The sequence below is a fragment of the Sulfuricurvum sp. genome (genome assembly GCF_049277495.1).
In the GTDB taxonomy this organism is placed as follows: Bacteria; Campylobacterota; Campylobacteria; order Campylobacterales; family Sulfurimonadaceae; genus Sulfuricurvum.
On the sequence record NZ_JBASYM010000042.1, the window covers coordinates 1 to 25,948 of the forward strand.

The window sequence follows — 25,948 nt, forward strand, 5'->3', positions numbered from 1 at the left end:
GGGTATATGTTTACCCCTGATTGGAGCAAACTGACCTCAGAAGCCTTTGTCGTTGCCGTTGGGCATGCGTTTTTTACCCTGTCTCTCGGCATGGGTGCGATTATGATCTATTCCGCTTCTTTGCCCAAAGGGGGAAATCTAGTTCATAGCTCTTTGTTTGTTATTGCCGGAGATACGATTATTGCTTTGGTCGCCGGTTTGGTCCTTTTTACCTTTTTATTTCAATACGGGGCAACACCGGGTAAAGGGCCGGGATTGGTATTTATTTCACTGCCGGCAGTCTTTTACGCGATGGGGACACTCGGGACGATTTTTTCGGTGATGTTCTTTTTTGCATTGGCGTTTGCCGGATTGACTTCCGCCGTTTCATTGGTGGAGCCGATGGTACAGTATCTGATCGACAAGTACGATATGAGCCGTTTTAAAGCGGCAGTATCGATGGGATTGTTCTTTTATCTTTTCGGAATTATCGCGATCTTTTCGCAAATTGAGTGGAGTGCTCCGTATTTGACGTGGGGCGGAAAGAATTTCTTTGACTGGGCCGATTATATGACCTCTGCGGTATTGCTGCCGATTGCCGGATTGATCATGGCTATTTTTGTCGGTTACGTTATTGAAAAAGAGCGGGTTGCCTCGGTACTTAAACCGCAGATGGGATGGTTTTTCCCTGTCTGGTATTTCAGTGTCCGCTATATTGCTCCGGTGGCATTGGTCGTGGTGATGTTGAATTTGATAGGGGTCATAACGTTTTGATGTACTTTTTTGTTTAGTCAGAAAAGTACCAAAAGAGCATACCGTGATCCAAGAACGCTCGCTCCTCTCGGCACTACTGCCTTCGGAACGGCTCTATGTGATGGATCACGGGATTTTACTGGATTGAGATAACAAATCGCAAGCGGTTTTGAGCTTACTGCTGAAGTAAACTCAGCGTTAGCGTAGCCTAGCGGGACTTTGTTCCGTAGGCGTATAAAATCAAAATTGAATCATTCCATCTACTGGTGAGCTTGCGGTGGCGTAAGGACGTTTCGGAATACGTCCCGCCAAGTAGCTTAGACGTCCTGCGATTACCGCATTCTTCATCGCTTCCGCCATCAGCATCGGATTCTGCGCCTGTGCGATCGCGGTGTTCGTCAAAACACCATCCGCTCCCAACTCCATTGCCAATGCCGCATCCGAGGCACATCCAATCCCTGCATCGACGATAATAGGTACTTTGACCGCTTCTCGTACAAACACGATGTTATAGCGGTTTTGGACCCCTAATCCGCTTCCGATCGGTGCAGCGAGAGGCATGATGGCATGTGCGCCCGCATCTTCGAGACGGCGTGCCATGATCGGATCATCGCTGGTGTAGGCCATAATGGTAAATCCGTCTTTGGCTAATACTTCGCACGCTTTGATCGTTTCCAATACGTCAGGGTAGAGGGTTTTTTGGGTATCCCCGATCACTTCGAGTTTGATAAGGTCGATTCCCGTCGCTTCACGGGTGAGGCGGAAGAGGGTTATCGCCTCTTCGGCTGTCGTACATCCGGCTGAGTTTGGGAGAAACTTCACGTTTGTTCCGGCAAAAGTATCCCGCAGATTTGCTTCATTGGGGTTGGTGATATTTAGACGGCGCACGGCTACGGTGATCAGTTCTGATCCTGACGCCAATGTCGCGGCTTTGGTTGTTTCAAAAGAGTCGTATTTGCCGCTTCCGACGATCAGACGGCTGCCGAGCGTATATTTTCCGATTTGTAATGTATGCATGCTTTTGTATCCTTGTATGCATTAAGATAAGCGCGGTAAGCTGCGCCCTGGCATCGCGCCGAGCGAAACTCAGCGTTAGCGCAGCCGATCGGGATTTTATTCCGATGGCGTATTGTGAACGATCTTATAACATAAGGATTCTGTTAGGAATCTTTGAGAAGACTCATAACACCCAGAGGTAAAATTTCGTACTCAATAGAGCGGATTTTCGCGGTAAAACTCTCCAGCGTTTCATCATCACTTTTACTAAAAGAGCGTTGAACAATGATTTCGCCGCCGTCTAATTCATCGGTGACCCAGTGGACACTTACCCCGCATACTTTTTCATCGCTCTCAAAACTCCGTTCAATCGCTTTCGCTCCTTTGAACGCGGGGAGAAGTGAGGGATGGAGGTTGATGGAACGGATTTGTGACGTAAAGACCGGAGTGAGGATCCGCATAAATCCGCATAAGACGACAATATCGGGATTGTATTCGCGGATCATTTCAACGAGTGCGGCATCATAGGCCTCACGGCTTTCATATTGGGTATGATCGCATATTTCAACCGGTATCCTTGCCTCTCTGGCTTTGGCAATACCGCCCGCCTTGGGATTATTGGTAATGGCACAGGTGATAAGGGCATGTTTATGGTGGATTTTTTCGATTAGGTTTGCGAGGTTGGTTCCCTCGCCGCTAAACAGGGCAACGATTCGTTTCATAAGCGGGTAATTCCCTCAATAAGATCAAATGGGGTAAGAGCATAGTTGTTTTTTTCAAAATCCTTCGCGGCAAGTGTGTGTGCGAGCGAAGCCTGGAGTGCGGCATCGAGCGGTGAATAGCCTTGGGCCAACAGGGCTCCGATCAGACCGCTGAGGACATCACCGCTTCCCCCTTTTGCCAAGGCAACCGTTCCGAGGGGGTTGACATAAAACGCGTCTCCTGCGCCGATAATGACATTGGAACCTTTGAGAACTAACACGATGTTAGGAAAAGCGGCACAAAATTGCTCGACATAGCCGAAACGATTATTTTGAAGCGTATTCACATCGATGTCGGCAATACCGGTAAGACGTAAAATCTGAGTGAATTCTTTGGGATGCGGAGTGAGAACGATATAGCGGCGTGTTAGAAGGTCGGGAAATATCGGATGGTAAAAAATATCGGCATCCAAAATCATCGGATGACTATTGTCTAAGAGCTGGGACAGCTCATCGTCGCAAAATTCTTCTCCCAGCCCCATACCCAAAGCGATAGCGGTCGTCCCGGAAGGGAGAGAATGGCTTTGCATCAACTCATAGGGAATGGTGACATTTTCATTGCTTACGATACTGACGAGTCCCGCACCAAACCTGAGTGCTGCCGAAGCCGCTATTACCGAAGCACCTATTTTTTCTCCGCAGATGACGCTCAAATGACCGTAGCTCCCCTTGTGGGCTGAGGAATGTGTTCGAAGAGGCAGTTTTAAATCTGCGGATTCAAGCAGTTTCCATGAGGATTCCGTCTCGTATGCGCGGCGAGGAATTCCCAAGTCAGCGATGATAATTTCTCCCGCGATCTCTTTGGCGGCATCGCTATAAAGACTTTTTTTTAATCCCCCCATCGTGACGGTGATGTCGGCGTGAAAAACATGGGGATCGAGTGTGCCGTCGGAAAAGAGGCCGCTGGGGACATCGCAAGCAATCTTAACGGCATGCATCGCATTGATTTTTTCAACGACTTCTACGGCGGTAGGATTGAGAGGACGGCTTAGTCCGCTGCCGAAGAGTGCATCGACGATAATGTCATAGCGTTCCAAGACCGGGGAAGATTTTAACTGTAATCTCTCAATACGGTCTCGTTGGCGCTGTGCAAGAGTCGATGCCGCCCCGAAAGGAAGATGTACGGTGACGTCATAATCCCCCGTCAATAATCGTGCCAGTGCCAATCCGTCCGCGCCGTTATTACCGCTTCCGCAGAGGATGAGGATGGACGTCATGAGGGGATATCGTTCCCGAATCAACTGCGCCATCCCGAGGGCGGCATGTTCCATCATTATCTCTTCAGAGAGGGAAAATTTTTCGATACACCGCTGATCGAGCGAGGATACTTCGAGAAAAAGATTTTGCATGGTTAAAAGTACCTTTTCGGATAGTCATTCCCGACAAAGTCGGGAAAATAAAGCCTATTTCGGCTATAATCATCTTTATGAATAACGATTATATCGCAATAGCCAAAAACACACTTGAAATTGAAGCACAAGCACTCCGCGAAGGTGCCCAAAGGCTCGGATCAGAGATAGAGCGTGCTGTCAAAATCATTTTAGCGTGCAAGGGTAAATTGGTCATTACCGGAGTCGGTAAATCAGGGCTTATCGGAGCAAAGATTGCCGCAACATTTGCTTCAACGGGGACGCCGAGCTTTTTTCTCCATCCGACGGAGGCGCTGCACGGCGATTTGGGGATGATCGGAAAAGAGGATGCGGTGTTGGCGATCAGCTACAGCGGTGAAAGTCCGGAACTCAGCTCCATCCTTCCGCATATCAAGCGATTCGACATCCCTTTGATCGGGATGACACGAAATGCCGCTTCCACGCTGGGACGGTACAGCGATGAGGTGATCAATATCAATGTGGAACAAGAAGCATGTCCTCTTGATATCGCGCCTACCAGTTCAACGACACTGACTCTTGCGATGGGGGATGCGTTAGCCGTTTGCTTGATGAAGGCAAAAAACTTTCAAAAAGAGGATTTTGCCTCGTTTCATCCCGGCGGGGCACTGGGCAAACGTCTTTTTGTCAAAGTAGCCGATTTGATGCGTACCGAAAATCTGCCGATCGTGGATGAAAACACCTCTCTCAAAGAGGCGATTTTGACCCTGAGCGAAGGGCGGCTGGGCACGGTAATGCTCACGGATGCAGAGGGGAAACTTTCCGGTCTTTTGAGTGACGGGGATATCCGAAGAGCGCTTTTAAGTGACACTTTTTCACTGGATGCAAGTGCCAAAAGTTTTGCAACCAAGAATCCATTGGTCATCAATGATGCGACGATGTTGGCCAGCGACGCGCTGGTATTGATTGAGTCGAAAAAAATTCAGTTGCTGGTGGTTACCGATACCTCCGGCGTTATTCAAGGTGCATTGCATCTTCATACTCTCGTGGAAGCAGGTATCTCATGATGCGACTTAACAAATTTATCGCCCACTATTCGACGTATTCCCGACGCGAAGCCGATCAAGCGATTCTTGACGGATACGTCCGTATTGACGGCGAGGTTGAAACCAACCCCGCGATTCAAGTCGATGAACGCAATGCGAACGTTATGATCAGCGGAAACAAGATTGTTCCGAATGATCAGTTTACGGTGATTGTGTATAACAAACCGCGCGGTGAACTGGTGACGAAAAAAGACCCGCAAGGGCGAAAAACGATTTATGATTCTTTGGCGAAACAATATCGCCACTACATCCCTGTCGGACGGCTTGACTTTGCTTCTGAGGGGCTGCTTCTTTTGACGGATGCATCACGGGTTGCAACCGCGCTGATGACCTCAAAAATGGAACGGGTTTATAAGATTAAAATCAAAGGTCCCGTAACCGATGCCATGAAAGTGGCGATGGGCGAGGGGCTGGAACTTGATGACGCAAGTGCGGGTGCACATGAGCATGCCGAGGCGGGTCCGATGAGCTTTGCGCCGTTTTATGCGTATCAGGTACAAAAAGACCAGGGTGACTACTCGATTTTAAAAGTAGCTATCGGAGAGGGTCAAAACCGTGAACTGCGCCGCTTTTTTGCCCATTTCGGTGCGGAAATCGTGGATTTGAAACGGCTTAGTTTCGGAGGAATCGAACTCAATAATCTTCCGACCGGAAAAGTACGATTTTTAGAGCGAAGTGAATATTCGAATTTGCGTGAATTCTTAGACGCGGTCGAAAAAGCGGAAAAAATCAAACAAAAGAATGAAAAGAAAGCTCCGAGAGTTTTTGAAAAATCAGAGACCAAACCCGTGAAAAGGACGTTTGTTAAAGACAAGGCAAAGGTCAAGCCAAAGCCTTCCAACGAACCTTTCGGTACGAATAAATATAAACCTGACTCTAAATTTGCAAAAGGTGGTAAAAAATGAAAACGCTTAAGTTCCCAACCAGTCATAAAACACAGCTCATGGATATCAGTGCCGAAGTAAAAGAAGCGGTTATCACCTCCGGTGTCAAAGAGGGAATTTGTGTCGTTTTTACCCCCCATACGACGGGAAGTGTCTTTTTGTTTGAAAATGCCGATCAAAATCTTCGCCGTGATTTGCTCTCCGCACTCTCAAAAGTTATTCCGAGCGATGCGCACTATTCGCATGTCGGGAGCAATGCCGCAGCACACCTGAAATCTTCCCGTATGGGTGCATCGGTGAGTATTCCGGTACATGACGGCCGTCCTATGTTCGGGAAATGGCAGGGTATTTTCTTTGGAGAGTTCGACGGCCCCCGTCAGGCCCGCGAAGTGATTATCAAGGTAATCGCAGGTTAAAGTGGCTGACTTTACCTATCTTCTCCGTCCTAAAACATTTGACGATGTTGTGGGACAGCCCCATTTATGCAGTGCAGATGCTCCGTTGCGCTCACTGTGTGAAAATAATAATCTTACCCACTCTTTTTTTTACGGTCCTCCCGGATGTGGCAAAACAACTTTAGCCCGAATTATCGCCGATGTGCTGGATGCCCCTTTTTATGAATTTAATGCAACATCACTTAAAGTCGAACAGCTTCGCAAAATTTTTGACCAATATGAGGGTTCATTAACGAAGCCTCTCGTTTTTATCGATGAGGTCCATCGTCTGGCGAAAAATCAGCAAGAGGTGTTATTGCCGGTTATGGAAAAAAACAGTGTGTTAGTGATCGGAGCATCGACGGAAAACCCTTATTTTTCCTTGACAGCAGCGATGCGGTCACGCTCATTACTGTTTGAACTCCATTCCATCGGTTATGAAGCGTTAGAAGCATTGTTAGTCAAAGCTTGCGATAAAGAAGGGATCACACTCGATGAAGAAGCACGCGAATATCTGATAGCCAGTTCCGGCGGCGATGCACGTGCTATGCTCAAGTTACTGGAAGTCTCTACGGCACTAAAAAAACCGATCACATTGGAGCTTTTAAAATCGCTTCGTCCCGCTGCCCAATCACTCGGCAGTTCGGAAGCGGGGGTGCATTACGATCTTGCATCTGCATTGATTAAAAGTATCCGGGGAAGCGATCCCGATGCGGCGATCTATTATCTTGCCCGTTTGATCGAGGGGGGAGAACCGCCGGAATTTATCGCACGTCGTCTTGTGATCTTAGCCAGTGAGGATGTCGGCAATGCCAACCCTCAAGCGCTTACTCTGTGTACTTCTGCCATGACCAGTGTGAAAATGATCGGTTATCCGGAATCCCGGATCATTCTTGCTCAGGCCGTCATCTATCTGTGCGCATCACCGAAGTCAAACTCTGCCTATAATGCGATTAATGCCGCCCAGAGTGCCGTGAAAAACGGAGTCATTCTTGATATTCCCGAACACTTGCGCCAGCAGCACAAAGGGTATCTATATCCGCATGACTTCGGGGGATGGGTAGAGCAAAAGTATCTCTCCAAACCGCTCAAATTTGTCGAATTTAAAAACAGCGGTTATGAAGCGAAGATGGGTGAGTGGATAGAGAAGGTATGGGGGAAATAACTCCCCTTTATATATTGTAGTACGTCGCTTCTTTATGATGGACGACGAGTGCCGTCGTACTTTGTTCCGGATGAATCTGATACGTTTCAGAGAGCGTAATTCCAAACTCCTCAGGGCGTAACAGATCGAAGATGATACGGCTTGGCTCGAGATCCGGACACGCTGGATATCCGAAGCTGTAGCGTGCTCCCGCATAGCGGTTTAATCGAACATCACGCAAACTAAATCCCTCATCATCACTCGCGATATTCAGATCGAGCCGGATTTGCTTGTGCGCCACCTCGGCGAGTGCTTCGGCGAGTTCGACTCCGAAACCATGGACCATGTTGTACTCTAAATACTCATTATTGGCGTAGAGTTCTTTTTCGTATTCACTGAATTTATCCCCGACACTGACGCAGCTTATCGGAAGGACATCATCACGAGTGTGTCTGAAAAAATCGCTCAGAGCGCGATGGGGTGCTTTACGCTGGCGCGGAAATTCAAAGACGTATTTGGCATTGCCGATCACATCATCAAGCGGTTGGCGATTGGCATTTTCATCGATGTTCCACCCGCAGCTCTCATCAAAAATCAATAATTCGCCATCGCTGCTTCGGACGGGATAGTATCCGTAAATCACGGTAGGATCGAACAACCCGCGTTTGATGATCTCGCGTTTGATCCGCTCATAGGCGGGATAGACTTTGGTCTCGAGAAGTTTTTTGTACTCATCCACCGGCATCCCTGCACGTTTGTATCCCCAATGCATTTTGAAAAGACTGCGCTTATTGACCCATTCGCACACCATGTCAAAATCGAGCTGCTCTTTGCGTAATACGCGACGTCCCCAAAACGGAGGGGTCGGGATTCTGACCTCACTCGGCATTTTAAGCTCATGAAAGGGTGGGATAACAACATCGATCACTTCTTTGGGCGCACGCTCCACCATATCTCCGCCAAGGCGGGTATCAAGACCAATGCTCGGGTCGGCATTATACTTTTCGATTCGGCTCATGGCGATAACCCCGTCAAACGCATCGCGGCAATAAAAAATGGCGCCGTTGTAGATCGGTCGGCAAAAATCGTCTACGAAGCTGCGTGTGAGTGCCGCTCCGCCTAACAATACCGGCGTCGTGATTCCCATACCTGCCATCGTCTCCAAGTTGTCTTTCATCACTTGGGTCGATTTTACCAGTAAACCGGACATTCCGATGGCGTGGATATCATGCGCTTTCATAGCGTCGAGATATTTTTCAAGTTCTGTTTTGATCCCGATATTGATCACTTTGAATCCGTTATTGGAGAGGATGATGTCGACAAGATTTTTGCCGACGTCGTGGACATCCCCTTTGACGGTTCCGATGACGAGGGTGGTGTCGGTATCTTTCTCCTGCTTGGAGAGGTAGGGGTTGAGATAGTCGACCGTCGTTTTCATCGTCTCGGCACTTTGCAATACAAACGGCAATTGCATTTTTCCCGATCCGAAGAGTTCTCCGACGATTTTCATCGCATCAATGAGGATTTCATTGACGATTCTATCAGGATTGATCACTTGACGCGCACGTTCAACCAACGGAATCATCCGCTCTTTATCACCGTCGATGAGGAGTCTGGCAATTTTTTCTTCATCGCTCATAGCCTCGTATTCTTCATCGTTTTTAGAGTTATCGATGGTCTTATCACTGAAATGTTCGATAAATTTAAAGAGCGACTGATCGTCCGGAGAGAAGAGAAGTTCTTCACAAATTGAGCGATCTTCGTCAGACATTTTAGAGAGCGGTACGATGTGTTTGACGTTGATGATGACAGATGTCATACCCGCTTCGATACAGTGGTGCAAAAAGACACTGTTGAGATAGACTCGGGCGTTCATACTGAGTCCGAAAGAGATATTGGATAATCCAAGCGTCGATCCGACATTAGGATATTTGGCATGAAGCTGACGGATTGCTTCGAGCGTTTGGATGGCAGCATCACGGTATTCCACGTCCCCGCTTCCGACCGTAAAGGTGAGCATATCAAACATCAGATTGCGCGGATCGATACCGTGACGGTTGACACACAGATCGTAGATACGATCTGCTATACGCATTTTATCTTCCGTCGTTTTTGCCATCCCTTTTTCATCAATGACGAGACAGACTAAGGCGGTTCCGAATTTTTTGGCGAGAGAACAGATCGCATCCAGACGCTCTTCCCCGTCTTCGAGATTGACGGAGTTGATGATCGGCTTGCCGCCGATGCATTTGAGCGCTTCTTCCATCGTGTTGACCCTTGTCGCATCGGGCATAAGGGGGATAGAGATTTTTTGGTTGTAGAGTCTCATCACGTGCGCCATATCCACCGCACCGTCACGTCCGGCAAACTCGACATTGACATCGAGACAATGGGCACCGTCGCGTACCTGTGCCTGACCGACACTGAGTGTCCCCTCGTAATCACTGGCGATAATCAGTTCACGAAATGCTTTGGACCCGGTCGAATTCGAACGCTCTCCGATGAGCAGCGGGGCAGGAGTCTGGATCAACTCAACCGTATTGAAAAGCGATGCGATAGAAGGTTTTGTCTCTCCGCTCGGTTTTTTGGGAGTGACAGAGGAGACTTTGTCGACCAGAGCACGGATGTGCTGCGGAGTCGTTCCGCAGCATCCTCCGAGGAAACTTACCCCGTCGTAGTTTAAAAAGTCACATTGCAGCTGTGCAAATTCATCAGGCCCCATCGGATAATACGAGAAACCTCCTCGGTTTTGAGGGAGCCCCGCGTTGGCGTGCACCGAAATCGGTTTTCCCCACACTTCAGAGAGGGTTCTGACATGTTTGCCGTACTGTTCCGGTCCAGTGCCGCAGTTGAATCCGAGACTGAGGATATCGAACGGTTCGAGAATCGTGGCTATCGTTGCCGCATCGGTTCCGATGAGCATGCTTCCGGCCAGTTCAATCGTGACGGAGACCATGATCGGCAGTGCCGTACTCCGTTCTTTATTGGCCGCTTCGCACGCATGGAGTGCCGCTTTGATTTGAAGCGGATCCTGGCAGGTTTCCAGAAGGAAAATATCACATCCTCCATCGATCAGACCGAGACAGCACTCTAAATATCCCTCGTACATCTCATCATAATGGATATGCCCGAGAGAGGGGAGTTTCGTTCCCGGTCCGATAGAGCCGAGGACAAAACGGGGATGTTCAGCGGTGGAGAATTTATCGCATTCGGCTTTACAGACTGCCGCTCCGGCTTGGGAGAGCTCATACGCGCGATGGCCGATACCGTATTCATCGAGTACCCAGCTAAAAGCGCCGAAAGTGTTGGTTGTAATCAGGTCGGCCCCTGCTGTGAGATAAGCGTGAAAAATATCGCTCATGACCTCCGGACAGGTGACGTTGAGAAGTTCGTTGCACCCCTCAAGCCCTTCCCATGCGCTCTCGGGAATTTTGTCGGTACGCTCTTGAAGCTGGGTTCCCATCGCACCGTCGATGATAAGCGGACGGCGAGTGAGTGTTTCTATAAGAGTGTTTTTAACCGACATAGTTGAAGCCTTATGGAGATAGAAATTAATGCGATTTTAGCGAAAAGGAGCATAAGCCGTTCTAAGTATGAAAATATAATTCTTTAGATACACTCTTAACCATGAAAATGCTGCTTCTTTTTTTCCTTTTTTGTTCCTCTGTCGCATGGTCAAACGAGAAGGTTACCCTTCAGTTATCATGGCTGCACCAGTTTCAATTTGCCGGATTTTATGCAGCGAAAGAACAAGGGTACTATCGTGATGCCGGGCTGGACGTAACCATCAATGATGCGCACAATAAATTAGACCCTCTTCAGGCGGTAATGAGCGGAAATGCCCAGTATGCGGTTGGGCACACGTCGATTGTCATTGACAGCATGAAAAATTCCCCGATTGTTTTAATGGCGGCAATGTTCCAATCTTCGCCGATGATGCTTCTTGTACGGGAAGACTCGGGGATTAAAAGTGCCAAGGATCTGCGCGGCAAAAGAATCATGCTGACCAGTGATGCCGCAAGCGGAGTTGAAATACAGGCGATGCTGCGCAGTGTGGGTCTCTCTCCCAAAGATTACATTCTGCAGCCGCATTCTTTTGATCCATATTCCCTGGCACGCAATGAAACCGATGCTATGGCCTCTTATCTCTCCAACGAACCGTTTTTTTTAGAAAAAATGGGAGTAAAGACCCGAGTGATTCATCCCAAAGAGTACGGTTTTGATTTTTACAGTGATATCTTATTTTCAACGCAAGAGGAATATGCGAAACATCCCGAAAGAATGAATGCCTTTTATGACGCGAGTATCCGCGGATGGTTATGGGCATTTGATCATATCGAAGAGACGGCAAAACTGATTTATCGAAACTATAATCCGCAACATAAATCACTCGAAGCGTTGATTTATGAGGGGAAAGTGCTTAAAGAACTCGCCTTCCGTCCGAATACTTCTTTTGCCGCGATCGATCCGGTCCGTTTGGAAATGATCGGACAGGGATACCGCCTTATGGGAATTGTCAATGACACCTATTCTACCGTCCCTAAAATCTATGAAAACCGATCACTCCATTTGAGCGAAGAAGAAAAAAAGTGGCTTAAGGAACATCCGATTATCCGTGTCGGAATTGATCAGAACTGGCCTCCTATCGAATCGGTCGATGATAAAGGGAGATATACCGGAGTCAGCGCCTCGTATTTAGCGCTTCTTGAAAAACGGTTGGGGATTCACTTTGAGATTGATTACAGTCGAAAATTTTGGAGTGATTCGATCCGTTCTATTCAAGCGAATGAACTGGATATGCTCTCGTGTGCCGCCATTACGGAAAAGCGGCGTGCAACTCTCCTTTTTAGCCGCCCTTATTTAAAACAGTCGATAGTCATTGTGACAAATTCGAATATCGGATATATTAATGATCTGAGTGATTTGAACGGGAAAAAAGTAGCTGTCGTCCGTACCTATGCAACCGAAGAGCTTTTGCGTGAGCATTATCCCAAAATTATCCCCGTAATCGCCGATACATCGCTCGAAGCGCTTCGAAAAGTTGAATCCGGTGAAGCATATGCTACTATTGAAGGATTGAGTGTCGTCAGTTATCTGATTGAGAGGAATAATCTTAAACACCTTAAAGTGGCGGGAGAAACGCCGTATCAGTATGAACTTGCATTTGCTTTTCGAAAAGATTGGGGGATGATGGTTTCCATTTCGAATAAAGTTTTAGCCTCCATCACTCCATCCGAAGATAAAGAGATCCATGAGCGTTCTCTGATTATCGAACGAAATGATTCCATTAACTATCGTTTTGTTTGGGGGGTGGTCGGATTTATGGTGATAGTCTTTATTTTGATCGCCTATAAAAACCACCGTCTTGACATATTGGTACGTCAACGTACCGATGAACTGGAAACGTTTAATCAACGCCTTCAAGAGGAGATTGAAAAAGCGGTTGAAAAAAATCGAAAGCAGGAAAAGCTGCTGATGCAGCAAGCCAAAATGGCCGAAATCGGTTCCATGCTCGAATCGATTGCGCATCAATGGCGCCAACCGCTTAATATTTTAGGGCTCTCTATGACACGGTTAAATCTTAGCTGTTCGTTAGGTGGGACCGGTGAAGCGTCAAAGGTCATTGAGATTGCCGAAGCACAAATCGAGTATATGTCTCAGACGATTGATGATTTCCGTAATTTTTTTAAACAAGACCGTCACCAAGTTTTGGTTAATATTAATAGTTTGGTCAATGATGTGGAAGCCTTGTTGGGTCCTTTGCTCATTCGTAAAAAGATCACGATAGAGCGGGAGATTGATCCGGGAACTGAAGTTTTGGTTTACCCGAATGAACTCAAGCAGGTTCTTATCAATCTGGTCAATAATGCGCGAGAAGCGATCGAGCAGCATCGCGGTGATGAGAGAATCATCCGTATACTCTGTCATAATGATGAGCACTATTCTACGATCGGGATTGAAGATACGGGCGGAGGTATTCCGATCGATATTATCGATAAAATTTTTGATCCTTATTTTACGACGAAATTTGAATCGCAAGGGACAGGAATCGGTTTGTATATGGCGAAAATGATTATCGAAAAACATTTCTTAGGAAAACTCAGTGTTTATAACCTGAAAGAAGGGGCTTGTTTCGAGATTCGTCTTAATCGAGTGTTGCCAGAGAATTCCGACACACGAGCTCAAAGCAGTGTTCCCCTTGGACGTATCGATAGAAGAAAGAAAAATTATGGGACTCCAGAATCGATTTAACGATATAAAGACCTAGCCCGAAACTATGCGGATTTTCATGATGATGAAAAAACGGTTCACTCAGAGAATCGAGAGTACACTCTCTCGGCCACGGTTCCCCTTTGTTATAAAAGAAAAGATGTTCTCCCATTTGAACAATTCGAACTTTTCCGTCTGAACTGTATTTGATAGCATTATCGATCAGGTTTTTAAAAACGGTTACAAAAACATCGCAATCCGCATAAATTAATGTCCCGTCCAGAACAGTCTCAATGACGTTATCTTTCAAAAAGAGTAATCCCTTGGCTTTTTCCAACAACAGTTTCGGATCGCAGGATTTCAGATTGGGTGCAAGTGCTCCGGAGGTGATTTGTTCTACCCGAACGAGTTCTGCTATCAAATGCTCCATCCGGAAAAATGCCCGCTCCAAAATAGATTTTTCTTCTGTGTTTTTGAGAAAAGGGAGGGAAAGCTTCCCTACGGTGATAGGGGTTTTAAGTTCATGCATGATGTTGCGTATGAAAAGACTGCGTGCTTCGATGAGCGTTTGGTTTTTATGCATAGCACTGTCCAGGGCATTGGCTACAAGGGCGATTTCATCTTTTTGAAGACTATTGATCGGAGTATAACTTCCGTCTTTTCCATAATGGGTAATGGCGTTGATTAGTCTCTTCAGAGGAAAGAGTGTTTTAATGATGAGCCAATACAGGAGCAATAACGCGACCATAAGGGTGATAAAAAGAATTTCAGGCCACAGAGATTGCTGCGCAGCATCGGTTTTGATGACCAGCAGAGGCGGTGTCGCTTTAGGAAGGTAGACATAGAGATGATTAGTGTCTTTTAATATTTGTATCCGCCCCTCTTTGAGGGAGTCTTTAATCTCTTCCGGGTAGTTTTTAGGGGTAGTTTTGAGAGCGTTTTGGAGCGTTTTTAGAAGATCAGGATGGGGTTCGGCAACGCTGTATCCTTGCACCTGCAAATAAGATCGTCGTAACGGCGGAGCAAGAGGGACACTTTTTCGCAGAACCAAAAGAAGGTTTCCGGCCTCAATCTCCAGCCGATGTTCCTGGTCCTGGGTGAGTTTTTCGTGCAGCGTATAAAACCCTATCCCCATGGCAGTAAAGGTAACGAGGAAAAAAAGAGTGATGCGGAGAAAAATACTTTGAGCCATCGGTTATCCTGAAAACCGATAACCGCTTCCTCGGATAGAGTGGATATAGCGGGGATTTTTGGGATCTTTTTCGATTTTTTGGCGTAAACGGCTAATGATAACATCGATGGTACGGGCAGAGCTTTCCCATGAGATGGCTTCCGCATTGTTGGAGAGAAAATCACGGCTTAGGGTTTGATTCGGGTGGAGGATAAAAAGGGATAACAGTTCATATTCCGCCCGCGTCAAATCTAGAGGCGATCCGTTATACAGAATGGTTTGTTCATGTTCGTTAAAAGTGAACAGCTTATTCTTTTTTTCCAGAGTGGGGCGATAGCGGCGGAGAACGCTTTTGATCCGTGCGATAAGCTCACTTGGTTCATACGGTTTAGGGAGATAATCGTCCGCACCGTATTCAAGGCCGATGACTTTGTCGTTGATGTCGCTTCGGGCACTTGAGATCAGGATCGGAATATCGGTTTTGAGACGAATCAGTTTGCACAGTTCCAGACCATCCATCTGCGGGAGGGTCAAATCCAAAATGATGAGATCAAAATGGTCGGTGTCTAAAAGATTCAATCCTGCCGAGGGCGTTGAAACAGCATTGAGGGCAATACCGTAATTTTTGAGATAATTCACTAGAAGCGTTGTAATATCCGGATCGTCTTCGACCATCAGTGCTTGGAGCATGTTTTCCCTTTTGATTATTGGTACAGTGTACTTTAGTCCGTGCTCAAAAATTTCCGTCATTGCGGAATCGGCACTTCATTTATTTATAGCAGTATGACGCAGTGATGTTAACAAAGGGCAAAAGAATCGATATTGAATACTAATGTTATTGCGGATAGGAGAAATAATGTGAAGTTTTAACGCGGTAAGTTATTGCCCTCTCAGGCAAAATACAATTTAGTCTACCATCCAGCTGGCACGTTTGGATTGACGTAGTTTTTTGACCATCAACTTTTCTAACGGTGTCATTTTTTCCATTGGGTTCTCCTTTTTTATATTTTAATAGCGTTAGTCTATCAGTGAATAATTACTATATGATAACGGCATCATCGATGAGGTAACAAAGGTATTTAAATAAAGCAAAAGGTTAAAAAGCAATAATACGATAATAATTATTAATTTTAAAAAGGATTTTCATGGAAGAGTTGTTGCAGTCATTTTGGAATTTAAGTGCTTCAATGGGAATCTTTATCGTTGTCGGGGTAATTATAGCCGGTATATTACATGAATTGATACCCGAAGATTTGATTAGCCGGCAGCTGGGCACACGCGGTTGGAAATCAGTTCTGAAAGGGACACTTTTTGGGATACCGCTCCCTTTGTGTTCTTGCAGTGTCATTCCTTTTGCCGCTGAATTGAAACGAAAAGGTTCCTCAGAGGGTGCCGTATTGTCCTTTTTGATATCGACCCCGATCACTGGAGTTGATTCCATTTTGGCAACATATGGAATGTTCGGATGGGCTTTTACCCTCTATCGGGTTGTTACCTCCAGTATAATTGCTGTTATTGCGGGCGTTCTGGCTAATATACTCATTAAACCGCAGATACAACCGGTCGCAAAATTTTCTCTCAATCCGCAAACCCCGCAAACGATACTCATAAACAAATCCGCAAGTGAAGTCAACCGAGTCCGTTCCTTTTCACTTAGACGCGCTTTGCATTACGGTTTCGTCTCTTTGCTGGGCGGGATTGCCTCCCCGCTGTTATGGGGACTGATTATCGGGGCATTTATTTCGATGATGATTCCGGATAACTTGAGTCATTATTTCAGCGAGAGCAGATGGATTGGTTATCTTGTCGCTGTAGCGATTGCTGCTCCGATGTATGTTTGTGCAACCGCGTCATTGCCGATAGCCGCATCGTTGATTTTGGCAGGGGTTTCACCGGGAGCCGCATTTGTGTTTTTGAGTGCGGGACCGGCAACCAATACGGTGACCATGGGGGTCGTAAAATCGATGTTGGGGACAAAAGCGTTAATGATATACCTGGGAAGTATCGTGATCGGGAGTGTCGGATTCGGAATAGTGTTTGATCTCTTTTTTGATCCGACAGCCATACGCGGGATGCTTTCACATCAAGAAGCCCACGGATGGGTCGAGAATATCGGAGCCGGGATTTTGCTTTTGCTGATAGCCTATAACTTGATACAAACCCGTTTAAATAAAAAGAATAAGAGCTGCAGCGGGGGCTCTTGCTGTTCTTAAAGTTTGGAATTGCTTTTAGAATCTGACCCGCTTTGCAGTTAAAAAAGTTGATAATCACCTAAAAATTAGGAGCCAGTATGGAATGTCGTGAAAAAGCCCTTTTAGGCGGCGGATGTTTTTGGTGTATTGAAGCGGTTTACAGTCGTGTTCATGGGGTTTGCAGCGCTATTAGCGGTTATGCGGGCGGTGCACGGCCGAATCCGAACTATGAGCAAGTATGCAGCGGAGCCACAGGACATGCCGAAGTGGTTGAAATTTCCTATGATCCTGATCTCATCACTTTTGAGCAAATTCTAGAGATTTTTTGGGAAGTACACAATCCCACCACGCTTAATGCCCAGGGGGCTGACAAAGGGACGCAATACCGATCCGTTATTTATTATATGAATGAAGATCAAAAGGCCAAAGCGCTTGAGTCTATTGCAAAAGCCCAGAAAGGATGGGAGGAGGAGATCGTCACCGAACTCTCCCCGGCACCCATTTTTTTCCCAGCCGAAGAGTATCATCAAAACTATTATACGGAACATCCGACGCAAGGGTATTGTTATGCGGTGATCGCACCGAAGATTGAAAAATTTATGAAGAAATTCGGGGACAAAGTTAAACAATAATGAAAGCCTGAAAAAGTGTATTCTAGAGCGGGACGAATCCGCTCTACGGAATACTCTAGCGGGACAGTTCGGCTTCAACCCGGCGGTTTTGCCGTCGTTCGTCTATCGTAGCATTGTTATTGAGCGGTTTGCTCTCTCCAAAACCGACCGCTTTGAGTCGCTTGGGATCGATCCCGAGCTCGATGAGTTTTGTCATGACGGCATTCGCACGTCGCTCTGAGAGGGCTTGATTGTACTCATCGGTTCCGATATTACACGCATGCCCTTGAATCTCGGCAACATAAGGGTTTTCTTTCATAAAGACCGCAAACTCCTCAACGGTACCTTTGAATTCCTCTTTTAGTTTACTGGAGTCGAAATCAAAAAGGACTTTGAACAGATAGGTTAGCGGACATCCATCCTGGTCTACTTTAAATCCGCTCGGGGTCCCGGGACATTTGTCAAGCGCATCGACCACTCCATCTCCGTCGCTGTCCAACGGGGCGGCTGCGATCGGTTCCGCGGTTGCTTTCGGTGCTGCTTCAGGTTCTGAAACTTCTGCACTTATCGGTTCCGGAGATTGGGGTTGAGTTTTTTCGCCGAATGCGAAATTGAGTCCCGCCATTAGCAGCAAGTTATTATCCATGCCGTTGAATTTAACCATATCGATCAATTCGAATTTAAAAGCGACGTGTTTGGCAAGATCCACTTTAATCCCCGTCGCGGCATCGGCAAAGAGACTGTCATGATTGTTATACTGATGATCGCTCATAGTTTCATATCCAAGCCCCATTTTGACAAACGGAACGACATTATCGATTTTACGGTAATTATAAACACCGCTGAGTGCTGAACGCAGAATATTGGTATCCCCCGGAATGTTTTTGTAGTCGGGATTACTGAAAAAAACGGACAGTTCCGGTTTGATGACGTAGTCAAGACCATTATATTGCATCTCAGCACCATAAACGCCATGATTTTTGAGCTCTTGTCCGCTGCTTGGATAGGCATACCCTGCCATCGGAGTAATTTCATAATCATAGTCTGCTGCACCAACGAGGGCAGAGGTCAGTAACATGGAAAGCAAAATTCTTTGCATCACTAAATCTCCTTTAAAAAATCTATAAAACACGAATACAGGTTTTTACTATAGATTAAGTAAAGTTAAAAATAGTTTAAGTATCTAGGATAACTTTTGATGATACATGTCGTAAAAAGCGTGCAGGGAATAAGGGAGATGATGAGATCTGAATGAAAAAAGCTGAAAAGAAAAGGAAGGGGTTTCCCGCGAGTGCGGGAAAAGAGTAGACGAACGTATTCGTTTATTTACAAAGTTCTACTTCGATACGGCGGTTTTCAGCGCGTCCTTCTTTTGTTTTATTTGAAGCAACAGGCATTTTCTCGCCCATACCTTCAGACGTTAAACGCTCGGCTGCTACACCGTCTTTGATGAGCATGGTTTTAACAGTTTCCGCACGTTTTTCAGAAAGTTTTTGGTTATATTTATCTGAACCGGTACTGTCTGTATGACCAACGATATTGGCTTTATAGGCAGGGCTTTCGTTAAGGAATGATGCAAATTCAGCTACTTTAGCTTCACCTTCCGCATCCACTTTATTGGAATCGGTTGCGAAGTTCAGTTGAAGAGTCGCTTTAAGCGGACATCCGTCCACGTCTACTTTAAACCCTTTAGGCGTGTTCGGACATTTATCCTGAGGATCAAATACACCGTCTCCGTCGCTATCGATCGGTGCCGCTACAACCACTTTAGGTGCCGGTTTAGGCGCAGGTGCCGCGACAGGGGCTGCAACCGGCTCAGGTACAGGGGCAGGTGCCGCAACCGGAGCTTCAGGCTGAGCTTTTTCACCGAATGCGAAGTTTAGCCCCGCCATCAATAATAGATTATTGTCCCAATTGAAGTTATTAAATTTCAACATCTCAATGGCTTCAAGTTTGAGGGCGATTTGATCGGTAATACCCACTTTTACACCCGCACCTGCATCGGCAAATGCACTGTTGTGATTGTCATACTGGTGGTTGCTCATTGTTTCGTAACCGAGACCTGCTTTGACAAACGGAGTGATGTTGTTGCTTTTCCCCAGCTCATAGACGCCATTAATAGCTGTACGGAAAATGTCCGTATCACCGGCACCATTTTCATAATCGGCATTGCTGAACAAAACGGATAATTCAGGTTTGATAACACTGTCAAAATTATTGAATTGCATTTCAGCACCATACACACCATGATCTTTAAGATCTTGTGCATTAGGGAATGCATATCCTACCATTGGGCTGATCTCATAATTGTAATCACTTGCACCTAGCAATGTGGCAGCAAGTAATGCGGAAAAAGCTAATTTCTTCATTTAAGTCTCCTTACGACTGTTTTGTATATGAAATAGTATCACGTAAATGAGATTAAATTGTTGTCAAAAACAATAATTAATATAAAAAGCATTATTTTGAGTCTGTAACGTATAGAAAAGGAAGGAGCAGATGAATAAGGCTAATTATCTTTTTGTATCGTTTCAAACGCGTTTTTCATGGTATTAAGGAGAGCGTTGATTTCATTATTGAGTTGAGTTTGTGCGGTATCGATCTTTTCGAGATGAGAAGATTTTAGGCTCTCGAGCTTTTTCAGGATCGTTTGAAAGAGCGCATGGTCATCTGTGAGTAAAACAATCTCTTCTTTCGGAGCCCATTTTCGTTTGGTTTCGCCATTGTGCTGAAACTCAAAAATAATATTTTGGCTTTTTTCAGAACTGATATAACGCGGAACACTGTATGCTCGATAATGCTTTTTAGGGTCACCATGATGACGTTGTATGACATAGTACATAAATGGATAATAGCATAAATCGAATTTTATCTCTCTTTATGATAGAGTACACCTTTAGAAAGTACAGAGGAGCGTGGATGGAACATTCTTATCAATTAGCCATAATCGGGGCAGGACCGGCAGGAATAGCAACTGCTATTGAGAGTTATGTGCTCGGGATGCGAGACATTGTTGTCCTTGAAAAAGATGAAAACCATAATGCCACGATTCGTAAGTTTTACAAAGACAATAAGCGTGTGGATAAAGACTGGAAAGGACAGAAAGTCGAACTCGACGGTACGTTATATTTTATGGACGGGACCAAAGAGAGCACTTTGGACTTTTTTGATCAGCTTTTGGATAATGAAGCAGTAGAACTGCGAACCCATACGGAAGTCCAAAAGATCGTTAAAATAGACGATGGATTTGAAGTTTTTATTGCCGGAGGAAGTATCAAAGCGGCCTATGTAGTCGTGACAATCGGTCGAATGGGGAAACCGAACAAGCCTGATTATAAAATTCCACCATCCATTAAAAATCAAGTTAATTTCACGTTAGATGCCTGCAGTCAGGGAGAAAAAGTGATGGTGGTCGGGGGAGGCGATTCGGCGATTGAATATGCGGTCGATCTGTGCGATAAAAATAAGGTCACAATTTGTTATCGCCGCGGAACCTTTCGCCGGGCCAATCCGACAAACCAATCCGACATCGAGCGTGTAGTGGGCAACGGATCGGTAAAGGCGCTGTTAAACACGGAAATCACGGAACTTGAAAGTGAAGGCGGGAACGTCAAGGTGATTTTCAGTGACGGCTCATCGGAACTTTTTGATCGTATCATCTATGCGATCGGCGGAACAACACCGAGCGGCTTTTTGCAAAGCAGCGGTATCCGTGAAGAAGAGGGGAAACCGGTCCATGATGAGAATTATCAGACGAATGTCCGCGGACTTTTTGTTGCCGGAGATATTACCCAAGAATCAGGCGGTTCGATTGCTCTTGGATTAAATCATGGATTTGCTATTGCAAACTATATCATACGCCAGACGAGCTAAGGTCTTTTGGCGCTAATGTGCCTCGTTTTGGATGTATCTGCGTACGTTTGCGTACTTTAATTTAGGACTTTAAAATAGCTTCGCTTTGATGGCTTAACTCTCCATCGGGACTGAATACGGTGAGTTTGATCGTAGTATGCAGATACTCGGAGGTCACGAGAGGATCGAAATTGTCATCTTGAAAGGCTGCAATTTTGGCATTATGGATAATATCGTCGAGGAGGGAACGCTGCGCTGTTTCACTCATGGCGCTACCCCGAATTTTATTGTCATGATAGAGGGTTATTCGCGTTGCCATCGGCTGTGAGAGAATAGGATATTGTTCGAGAAGCTGGGTGCGGTCAATAGAGATATCGGCTTGCAGAACCTCTTCGATCGAGGCTCTGGCGATGGTCAATAATACGGATTGCGACATGTATTACCCCTTTTGCCTGCTTGGTTTTGCTATTATAACTTACTTATCCTCAGGTGTTGCCGCAATTTCAAATCCCAGATTTTGGAGCATGAGTAAATCTGCATGGGCTTCGCGTCCCGCAGTCGTAAGATAATTCCCGATCACAATACTGTTTGCCCCGGCTTCAAAAATCTCATGCTGCCGCTCTTTGAACGTGATTTCTCTGCCTCCGGCAATCATGATCCGGTCTGCTTTATCCAATATGGTGCGAGCAAGAGAAATAAGTCCCAGGGATTCATCGATAGTGAGCGGATTCGGGCTGAGCGGGAGTGCGGGATTGTGATGGTAAAAGTTCAGCGGAACGGAGACCGGATTCAACTCTTTTAGAGAATGGAGCATGCTGAGGCGATCATCTTGGGTCTCTCCCATACCGAATATTCCGCCGCTGATGAGTTTTAGGCCTGATCGGTTGACATTTTCACAGGTTTCATACCGCTCATCCCAGGGATGGGTCGTGCAGACTTCGGGATAAAAAGCGCGGCTGGTCTCAAGATTATGGTTATATGCACTTACTCCGGAGCGTTTGAGCTCCAGGAGCTGCTCGAGAGATGCCGTACCGTTACAGGCGATTAAACGAAGTCTCGGTACTTCACGTTTGAGGGTTGACGCAACGTTGCAGACAAATTCGAGAGTTTTGTCATCCAGCCCTTTTTGCGCCGTAACGAGGCAAAATCCTAATGCCCCAAGTGCCTCAAGCGTGCGTGCTTCTTCTAAAATCTGATCCATGGGTTTTTGTTTATAGCGTTCAATATCTGCTTTGTATTTGACGCTTTGGGAACAGAATTTACAATCTTCATTACAGGTTCCGCTGTTGATATTGCAGATGGAACACAAAAAGATTTTTTTAGTCATATTAAGACCTTTCAAACATATAGTGGCGTTCATCGAAAGTATCGCTTCCGACCGGTCGGGAATAATGGGTAACAATAAAATTGTCTTCTGTAATTTCCAGCATCGCACAACTAGAATATGGTTTGTCACGTGCGCATACTTCTCCGGGGTTCAAAAAGAGGGTGCTGTTTTTAAAATCGCATTCAAACACATGGGTGTGACCGAAAATAATCACCTCGGCATCGGCATTCATGTAAAACGGCAGATGCATGAGTTTGCAATGAACACCGCCGAGTTTAAAATAGTGCGGTTCTTGAACAAGATTGTAGCGGGTATGGTATTCGATCAGATTTGCATCGTTATTGCCATACACGGCGACATAGCGGACTCCGCTGTTTTTGAGCTGGTCGAGGATCTCGGGTTTGACGATGTCTCCGCCATGGATTAAAAATTCGGCTCCATTGGCGATGAGGTGGTTAATGACCCGTTGAGAACGTCCCTTTTTAGTATGGGTATCGGAGAGTAACCCGATTTTCACGATAAACCTTAACCTACACCGTTGCCGCAGGCAACGGTGTAGGTATATGTCACAATATTGCGTGCAGAGATATGGAGCTTTGTTGTGCCCATTGTTTTATTCGCTTTCTTCCCGCGGCGTGCGGTCTTTACACTTGACACACTCATAGACCTCTTTGTTACGGTAAGTGCGCGGTGCCAATGCACCGCCGCATCCTTCAACTTCACATTTTTTATCACTCGGCTCGAATTTGGAGATGAATTTACATTTCGGATAATGCTCACACCCCCAAAATGCACCGCGGCGTGATTGGCGCCATAACAGTTTTCCACCGCAATCCGGGCACGGGATCTCTGAGGTTTTTTGTTCTGCAAGTGTTTTGGTGTTTTTACATTTCGGATAAGCGCTGCACGCTAGAAATTTGCCGTTTTTACCGTTTTTGACCACCATGGCGCTGCCGCATTTATCACATACTTCTTCGCTTACTTCATCCGGAGTTGCCGGGTTTTCTTTTTGGTTTTCTTCGGTTTGTTCGGTGTATTTACACTTCGGAAAACCGCTGCAGGCGATAAACTCTCCGAAACGTCCTGAACGGAGCAGGAGTTCGCTTCCGCATTGCGGACAGTTGCGTCCGAGAGGTTTTGCCATTTTGAGACTGATGATATTGGCTTTACCCGCTTCGATTTTTTCGATAAACGGATAATAAAAATCAAGCAAAATTTTATGCCATGATTTTCCCTCATCGCTGATCTCATCAAGGGTCTCTTCCATGGTAGCGGTAAAAGAGGCATCGACAATCTCTTCGAAATGGGTCTCGAGCATCTCTGTCACGGTGAATGCAATCTCCGTCGGAATGATTTGGCGTTTTTCTACCGTTATGTAATCCCGCGCCTGAAGGGTGCTGATGGTCGGTGCATAGGTCGATGGACGGCCGATCCCTTCACTTTCGAGCTTTTTAATGAGGCTTGCTTCGGAATATCGAGCCGGCGGTTCGGTAAAGTGCTGTTCGGGAGTAATGGTTTGGATATCGATAGAATCTCCTGTCGTCAGCGTCGGGAGAAGTTTGTCTTTGTCATCACTTCCGGTTACACGGTAAAAACCGTCGAATAAGAGTTTGCGTCCGGTTGCACGGAACTGCGCTTTCGGAGATTCGAACGTGATACTTTGCTGTTCAAAGCGTGCATCATTCATCTGACATGCCAAAAAGCGGTTATAGATCAAACGATAGAGTTTGATCTCATCAGGCTTGAGATACGTTGCCGCGATTTTAGGGGTGAAACTCAGCATTGTCGGACGGATCGCTTCGTGAGCCTCTTGAGCCCCTTTGGATTTTTTGGTGTAGACTTTGGCATTTTCAGGAAGATAGGCTTTTCCGTAGCGATCGAGGATCACTTCGCGTGCCGCTTCAACTGCTTCTGCCGCGAGATTGAGTGAGTCGGTACGCATATAGGTGATAACCCCGCTGGTTCCCTCGGGAGTCTTAACCCCTTCATAGAGCGCTTGGGCGACCATCATCGTTTTTTTCGGAGAAAATCCGAGCTGTGATGAGGCCGTTTGCTGAATCGTCGAGGTCATGAACGGCGGAGGAGTTGACGATTTACGCTCTTTCGTCTCAATCTCGCCCACTTTGAAATGTTCGGATTGGAGTGTTTTGACAATCCGTGCCGCTTCATCGCCGGTTTTAATGGTGAGTTTATCGATCTTTTCATTTTCAAACGTAACAAGGGTTGCTTCGATATCGGTTTTGAACAAGGTGTCGATTGTCCAATACTCTTCAGGGATGAACGCCCGGATTTCCCGCTCACGATCAATGACGATTTTCAGAGTTGAGGATTGTACGCGTCCCGCAGAGAGCCCTTTTTGGATTTTAGAGGCCAAAAGCGGCGAGAGTTTGTATCCGACGATACGGTCGAGCAATCGGCGCGCCTGCTGCGCATTGACCCGATCCATATCAATGGTACGAGGGGTTTCGAGTGCATGGATGATTGCATTTTTGGTGATCTCATGGAACACGATACGCGGCAGAGCCTCAGGGTCTTTATCGATGGCATGGGCGATATGCCAGCCGATCGCTTCTCCCTCGCGGTCCTCATCGGTCGCGATATAGATGGTATCGCTTTTTTTGGCCAGTTCTTGGATCTGTTTGACGGTAGCGGTACTGTCTTCGCTGATCCGATATTCAGGAATCAGGGTTTCGTTATCAATTTTGATACCAAAGCGATTTTTCGGAAGATCACGGATGTGTCCTTTGGAGGCGATGACTTCGTAATCTTTAGAGAGAAAGTTTTTAATGGTCTTGGCTTTAGCCGGAGACTCTACGATGATGAGTTTCAAAAAGTTCGATCCTAATGTTATTATTTTTGGCCTCGATAGAGGCAAGCTTCAGTGCCGCAGCGGCAAGCGTAGACAAAGGGGCTTGCCTTCTTTACCGTTCTATAATTAATGTATTTGCGAAAGTGTAACAAAAAAAGTATCAAAAGCGCTAAAGTTTCTTTTTTATATCCCGATATAGTCTCTAACAGCAAGGACGCTGAACTAACTTAAGAGCTTCGTCTCTTCGATAAAAGGATTTATCATGGGTTTCAGAATTAACACAAACATTGCGGCAATGAATGCACACACCAACGCGACGATGAACAATCGTAACTTGGACAGCGCACTTGCGAAACTTTCATCAGGTCTCCGTATTAATACAGCTGCGGAT

Annotated in this window: 22 protein-coding genes and 1 pseudogene; 10 read left to right on the plus strand and 13 right to left on the minus strand. The window is 46.2% G+C overall.

What is annotated here, in order from left to right:
* The coding region (locus tag WAO38_RS07845; protein ID WP_422235968.1) for a sodium-dependent transporter at positions 1–753 on the plus strand (753 nt) is incomplete at its 5' end.
* Positions 754–972: 219 nt separating this feature from the next.
* Here WAO38_RS07845 and WAO38_RS07850 read toward each other — a convergent pair.
* The 3 genes from WAO38_RS07850 to WAO38_RS07860 form a co-directional block, all read right to left on the minus strand.
* Entirely contained in the window at positions 973–1,749 is a 777-nt protein-coding gene (locus WAO38_RS07850; protein WP_422235970.1) for a thiazole synthase, read from the minus strand.
* Positions 1,750–1,892: 143 nt separating this feature from the next.
* Positions 1,893–2,450, minus strand: a complete 558-nt coding sequence (gene purN, locus WAO38_RS07855; RefSeq protein WP_422235972.1) for a phosphoribosylglycinamide formyltransferase — start codon at positions 2,448–2,450, stop codon at positions 1,893–1,895.
* Positions 2,447–3,838, minus strand: coding sequence for an NAD(P)H-hydrate dehydratase (locus WAO38_RS07860; protein ID WP_422235974.1), 1,392 nt, complete (start codon positions 3,836–3,838; stop codon positions 2,447–2,449). The genes purN and WAO38_RS07860 overlap by 4 nt, the downstream gene beginning before the upstream one ends.
* Positions 3,839–3,915: 77 nt before the next feature.
* Between WAO38_RS07860 and WAO38_RS07865 the strand changes: the two genes are divergently transcribed.
* From WAO38_RS07865 to WAO38_RS07880, 4 genes are read left to right on the plus strand one after another with little or no spacing between them, the layout of a single operon-like run.
* Positions 3,916–4,884: a KpsF/GutQ family sugar-phosphate isomerase gene (locus WAO38_RS07865; RefSeq protein WP_422235976.1), complete on the plus strand. Its 969-nt coding sequence runs from the start codon at positions 3,916–3,918 to the stop codon at positions 4,882–4,884.
* Positions 4,881–5,828 carry a pseudouridine synthase gene (locus tag WAO38_RS07870; RefSeq protein WP_422235978.1) on the plus strand — a complete coding sequence of 316 codons (948 nt, stop codon included), beginning with the start codon at positions 4,881–4,883 and terminating at the stop codon, positions 5,826–5,828. The genes WAO38_RS07865 and WAO38_RS07870 overlap by 4 nt, the downstream gene beginning before the upstream one ends.
* On the plus strand, positions 5,825–6,223 hold the full coding sequence (locus tag WAO38_RS07875; protein WP_422235980.1) for a secondary thiamine-phosphate synthase enzyme YjbQ: 399 nt from the start codon (positions 5,825–5,827) through the stop codon (positions 6,221–6,223). The genes WAO38_RS07870 and WAO38_RS07875 overlap by 4 nt, the downstream gene beginning before the upstream one ends.
* Position 6,224: 1 nt before the next feature.
* Entirely contained in the window at positions 6,225–7,406 is a 1,182-nt protein-coding gene (locus WAO38_RS07880; RefSeq protein ID WP_422235982.1) for a replication-associated recombination protein A, read from the plus strand.
* A gap of 7 nt (positions 7,407–7,413) precedes the next feature.
* On the opposite strand, the gene metH is transcribed toward WAO38_RS07880, so the two are convergent.
* Positions 7,414–10,911 carry a methionine synthase gene (gene metH, locus WAO38_RS07885; RefSeq protein ID WP_422235984.1) on the minus strand — a complete coding sequence of 1,166 codons (3,498 nt, stop codon included), beginning with the start codon at positions 10,909–10,911 and terminating at the stop codon, positions 7,414–7,416.
* 101 nt (positions 10,912–11,012) lie between these two features.
* Here metH and WAO38_RS07890 point away from each other — a divergent pair, with 101 nt between their 5' ends.
* Entirely contained in the window at positions 11,013–13,637 is a 2,625-nt protein-coding gene (locus WAO38_RS07890) for an ABC transporter substrate-binding protein (RefSeq protein WP_422235985.1), read from the plus strand.
* Here WAO38_RS07890 and WAO38_RS07895 read toward each other — a convergent pair.
* Both WAO38_RS07895 and WAO38_RS07900 read right to left on the minus strand, forming a co-directional pair.
* The gene (locus WAO38_RS07895; protein ID WP_422235987.1) at positions 13,531–14,787 is read right to left on the minus strand and encodes an ArsS family sensor histidine kinase; all 1,257 of its coding nucleotides are present in this window, start codon (positions 14,785–14,787) and stop codon (positions 13,531–13,533) included. The two genes, WAO38_RS07890 and WAO38_RS07895, sit on opposite strands and share 107 nt — an antisense overlap.
* Before the next feature lie 3 nt (positions 14,788–14,790).
* Complete coding sequence (locus WAO38_RS07900; RefSeq protein ID WP_422235989.1) at positions 14,791–15,456, minus strand: response regulator transcription factor; 666 nt, start codon at positions 15,454–15,456, stop codon at positions 14,791–14,793.
* Positions 15,457–15,911: 455 nt separating this feature from the next.
* On the opposite strand from WAO38_RS07900, the gene WAO38_RS07905 reads away from it, so the two are divergent.
* Together WAO38_RS07905 and msrA are read left to right on the plus strand one after the other, a co-directional pair.
* On the plus strand, positions 15,912–16,979 hold the full coding sequence (locus WAO38_RS07905) for an SO_0444 family Cu/Zn efflux transporter (RefSeq protein WP_422235991.1): 1,068 nt from the start codon (positions 15,912–15,914) through the stop codon (positions 16,977–16,979).
* 77 nt (positions 16,980–17,056) lie between these two features.
* Positions 17,057–17,590 carry a peptide-methionine (S)-S-oxide reductase MsrA gene (gene msrA, locus WAO38_RS07910; protein WP_422235993.1) on the plus strand — a complete coding sequence of 178 codons (534 nt, stop codon included), beginning with the start codon at positions 17,057–17,059 and terminating at the stop codon, positions 17,588–17,590.
* A gap of 55 nt (positions 17,591–17,645) precedes the next feature.
* Here msrA and WAO38_RS07915 read toward each other — a convergent pair whose 3' ends face one another.
* From WAO38_RS07915 to WAO38_RS07925, 3 genes are all read right to left on the minus strand, one after another.
* A complete protein-coding gene (locus tag WAO38_RS07915; protein WP_422236005.1) occupies positions 17,646–18,668 on the minus strand; it encodes an OmpA family protein in 1,023 nt (340 codons plus the stop codon).
* 223 nt (positions 18,669–18,891) lie between these two features.
* Complete coding sequence (locus WAO38_RS07920) at positions 18,892–19,938, minus strand: OmpA family protein (protein WP_422235995.1); 1,047 nt, start codon at positions 19,936–19,938, stop codon at positions 18,892–18,894.
* Between the two features lie 140 nt (positions 19,939–20,078).
* Entirely contained in the window at positions 20,079–20,411 is a 333-nt protein-coding gene (locus WAO38_RS07925) for a hypothetical protein (RefSeq protein WP_422235997.1), read from the minus strand.
* A gap of 77 nt (positions 20,412–20,488) precedes the next feature.
* Here WAO38_RS07925 and WAO38_RS07930 point away from each other — a divergent pair, with 77 nt between their 5' ends.
* Entirely contained in the window at positions 20,489–21,442 is a 954-nt protein-coding gene (locus WAO38_RS07930) for an NAD(P)-binding domain-containing protein (protein ID WP_422235998.1), read from the plus strand.
* A gap of 61 nt (positions 21,443–21,503) precedes the next feature.
* Here WAO38_RS07930 and WAO38_RS07935 read toward each other — a convergent pair whose 3' ends face one another.
* The 4 genes from WAO38_RS07935 to topA all read right to left on the minus strand — a co-directional run bounded on the left by WAO38_RS07935 (position 21,504) and on the right by topA (position 25,578).
* Positions 21,504–21,857, minus strand: coding sequence for an AMMECR1 domain-containing protein (locus WAO38_RS07935; RefSeq protein ID WP_422235999.1), 354 nt, complete (start codon positions 21,855–21,857; stop codon positions 21,504–21,506).
* A gap of 39 nt (positions 21,858–21,896) precedes the next feature.
* On the minus strand, positions 21,897–22,748 hold the full coding sequence (locus WAO38_RS07940) for a biotin synthase (RefSeq protein WP_422236000.1): 852 nt from the start codon (positions 22,746–22,748) through the stop codon (positions 21,897–21,899).
* Position 22,749: 1 nt separating this feature from the next.
* A complete protein-coding gene (locus WAO38_RS07945; protein WP_422236001.1) occupies positions 22,750–23,265 on the minus strand; it encodes a metallophosphoesterase family protein in 516 nt (171 codons plus the stop codon).
* Between the two features lie 96 nt (positions 23,266–23,361).
* The gene (gene topA / locus WAO38_RS07950; protein WP_422236003.1) at positions 23,362–25,578 is read right to left on the minus strand and encodes a type I DNA topoisomerase; all 2,217 of its coding nucleotides are present in this window, start codon (positions 25,576–25,578) and stop codon (positions 23,362–23,364) included.
* Between the two features lie 241 nt (positions 25,579–25,819).
* On the opposite strand from topA, the pseudogene WAO38_RS07955 reads away from it, so the two are divergent.
* A pseudogene (locus WAO38_RS07955) lies at positions 25,820–25,948 on the plus strand (flagellin); the annotation flags it as partial.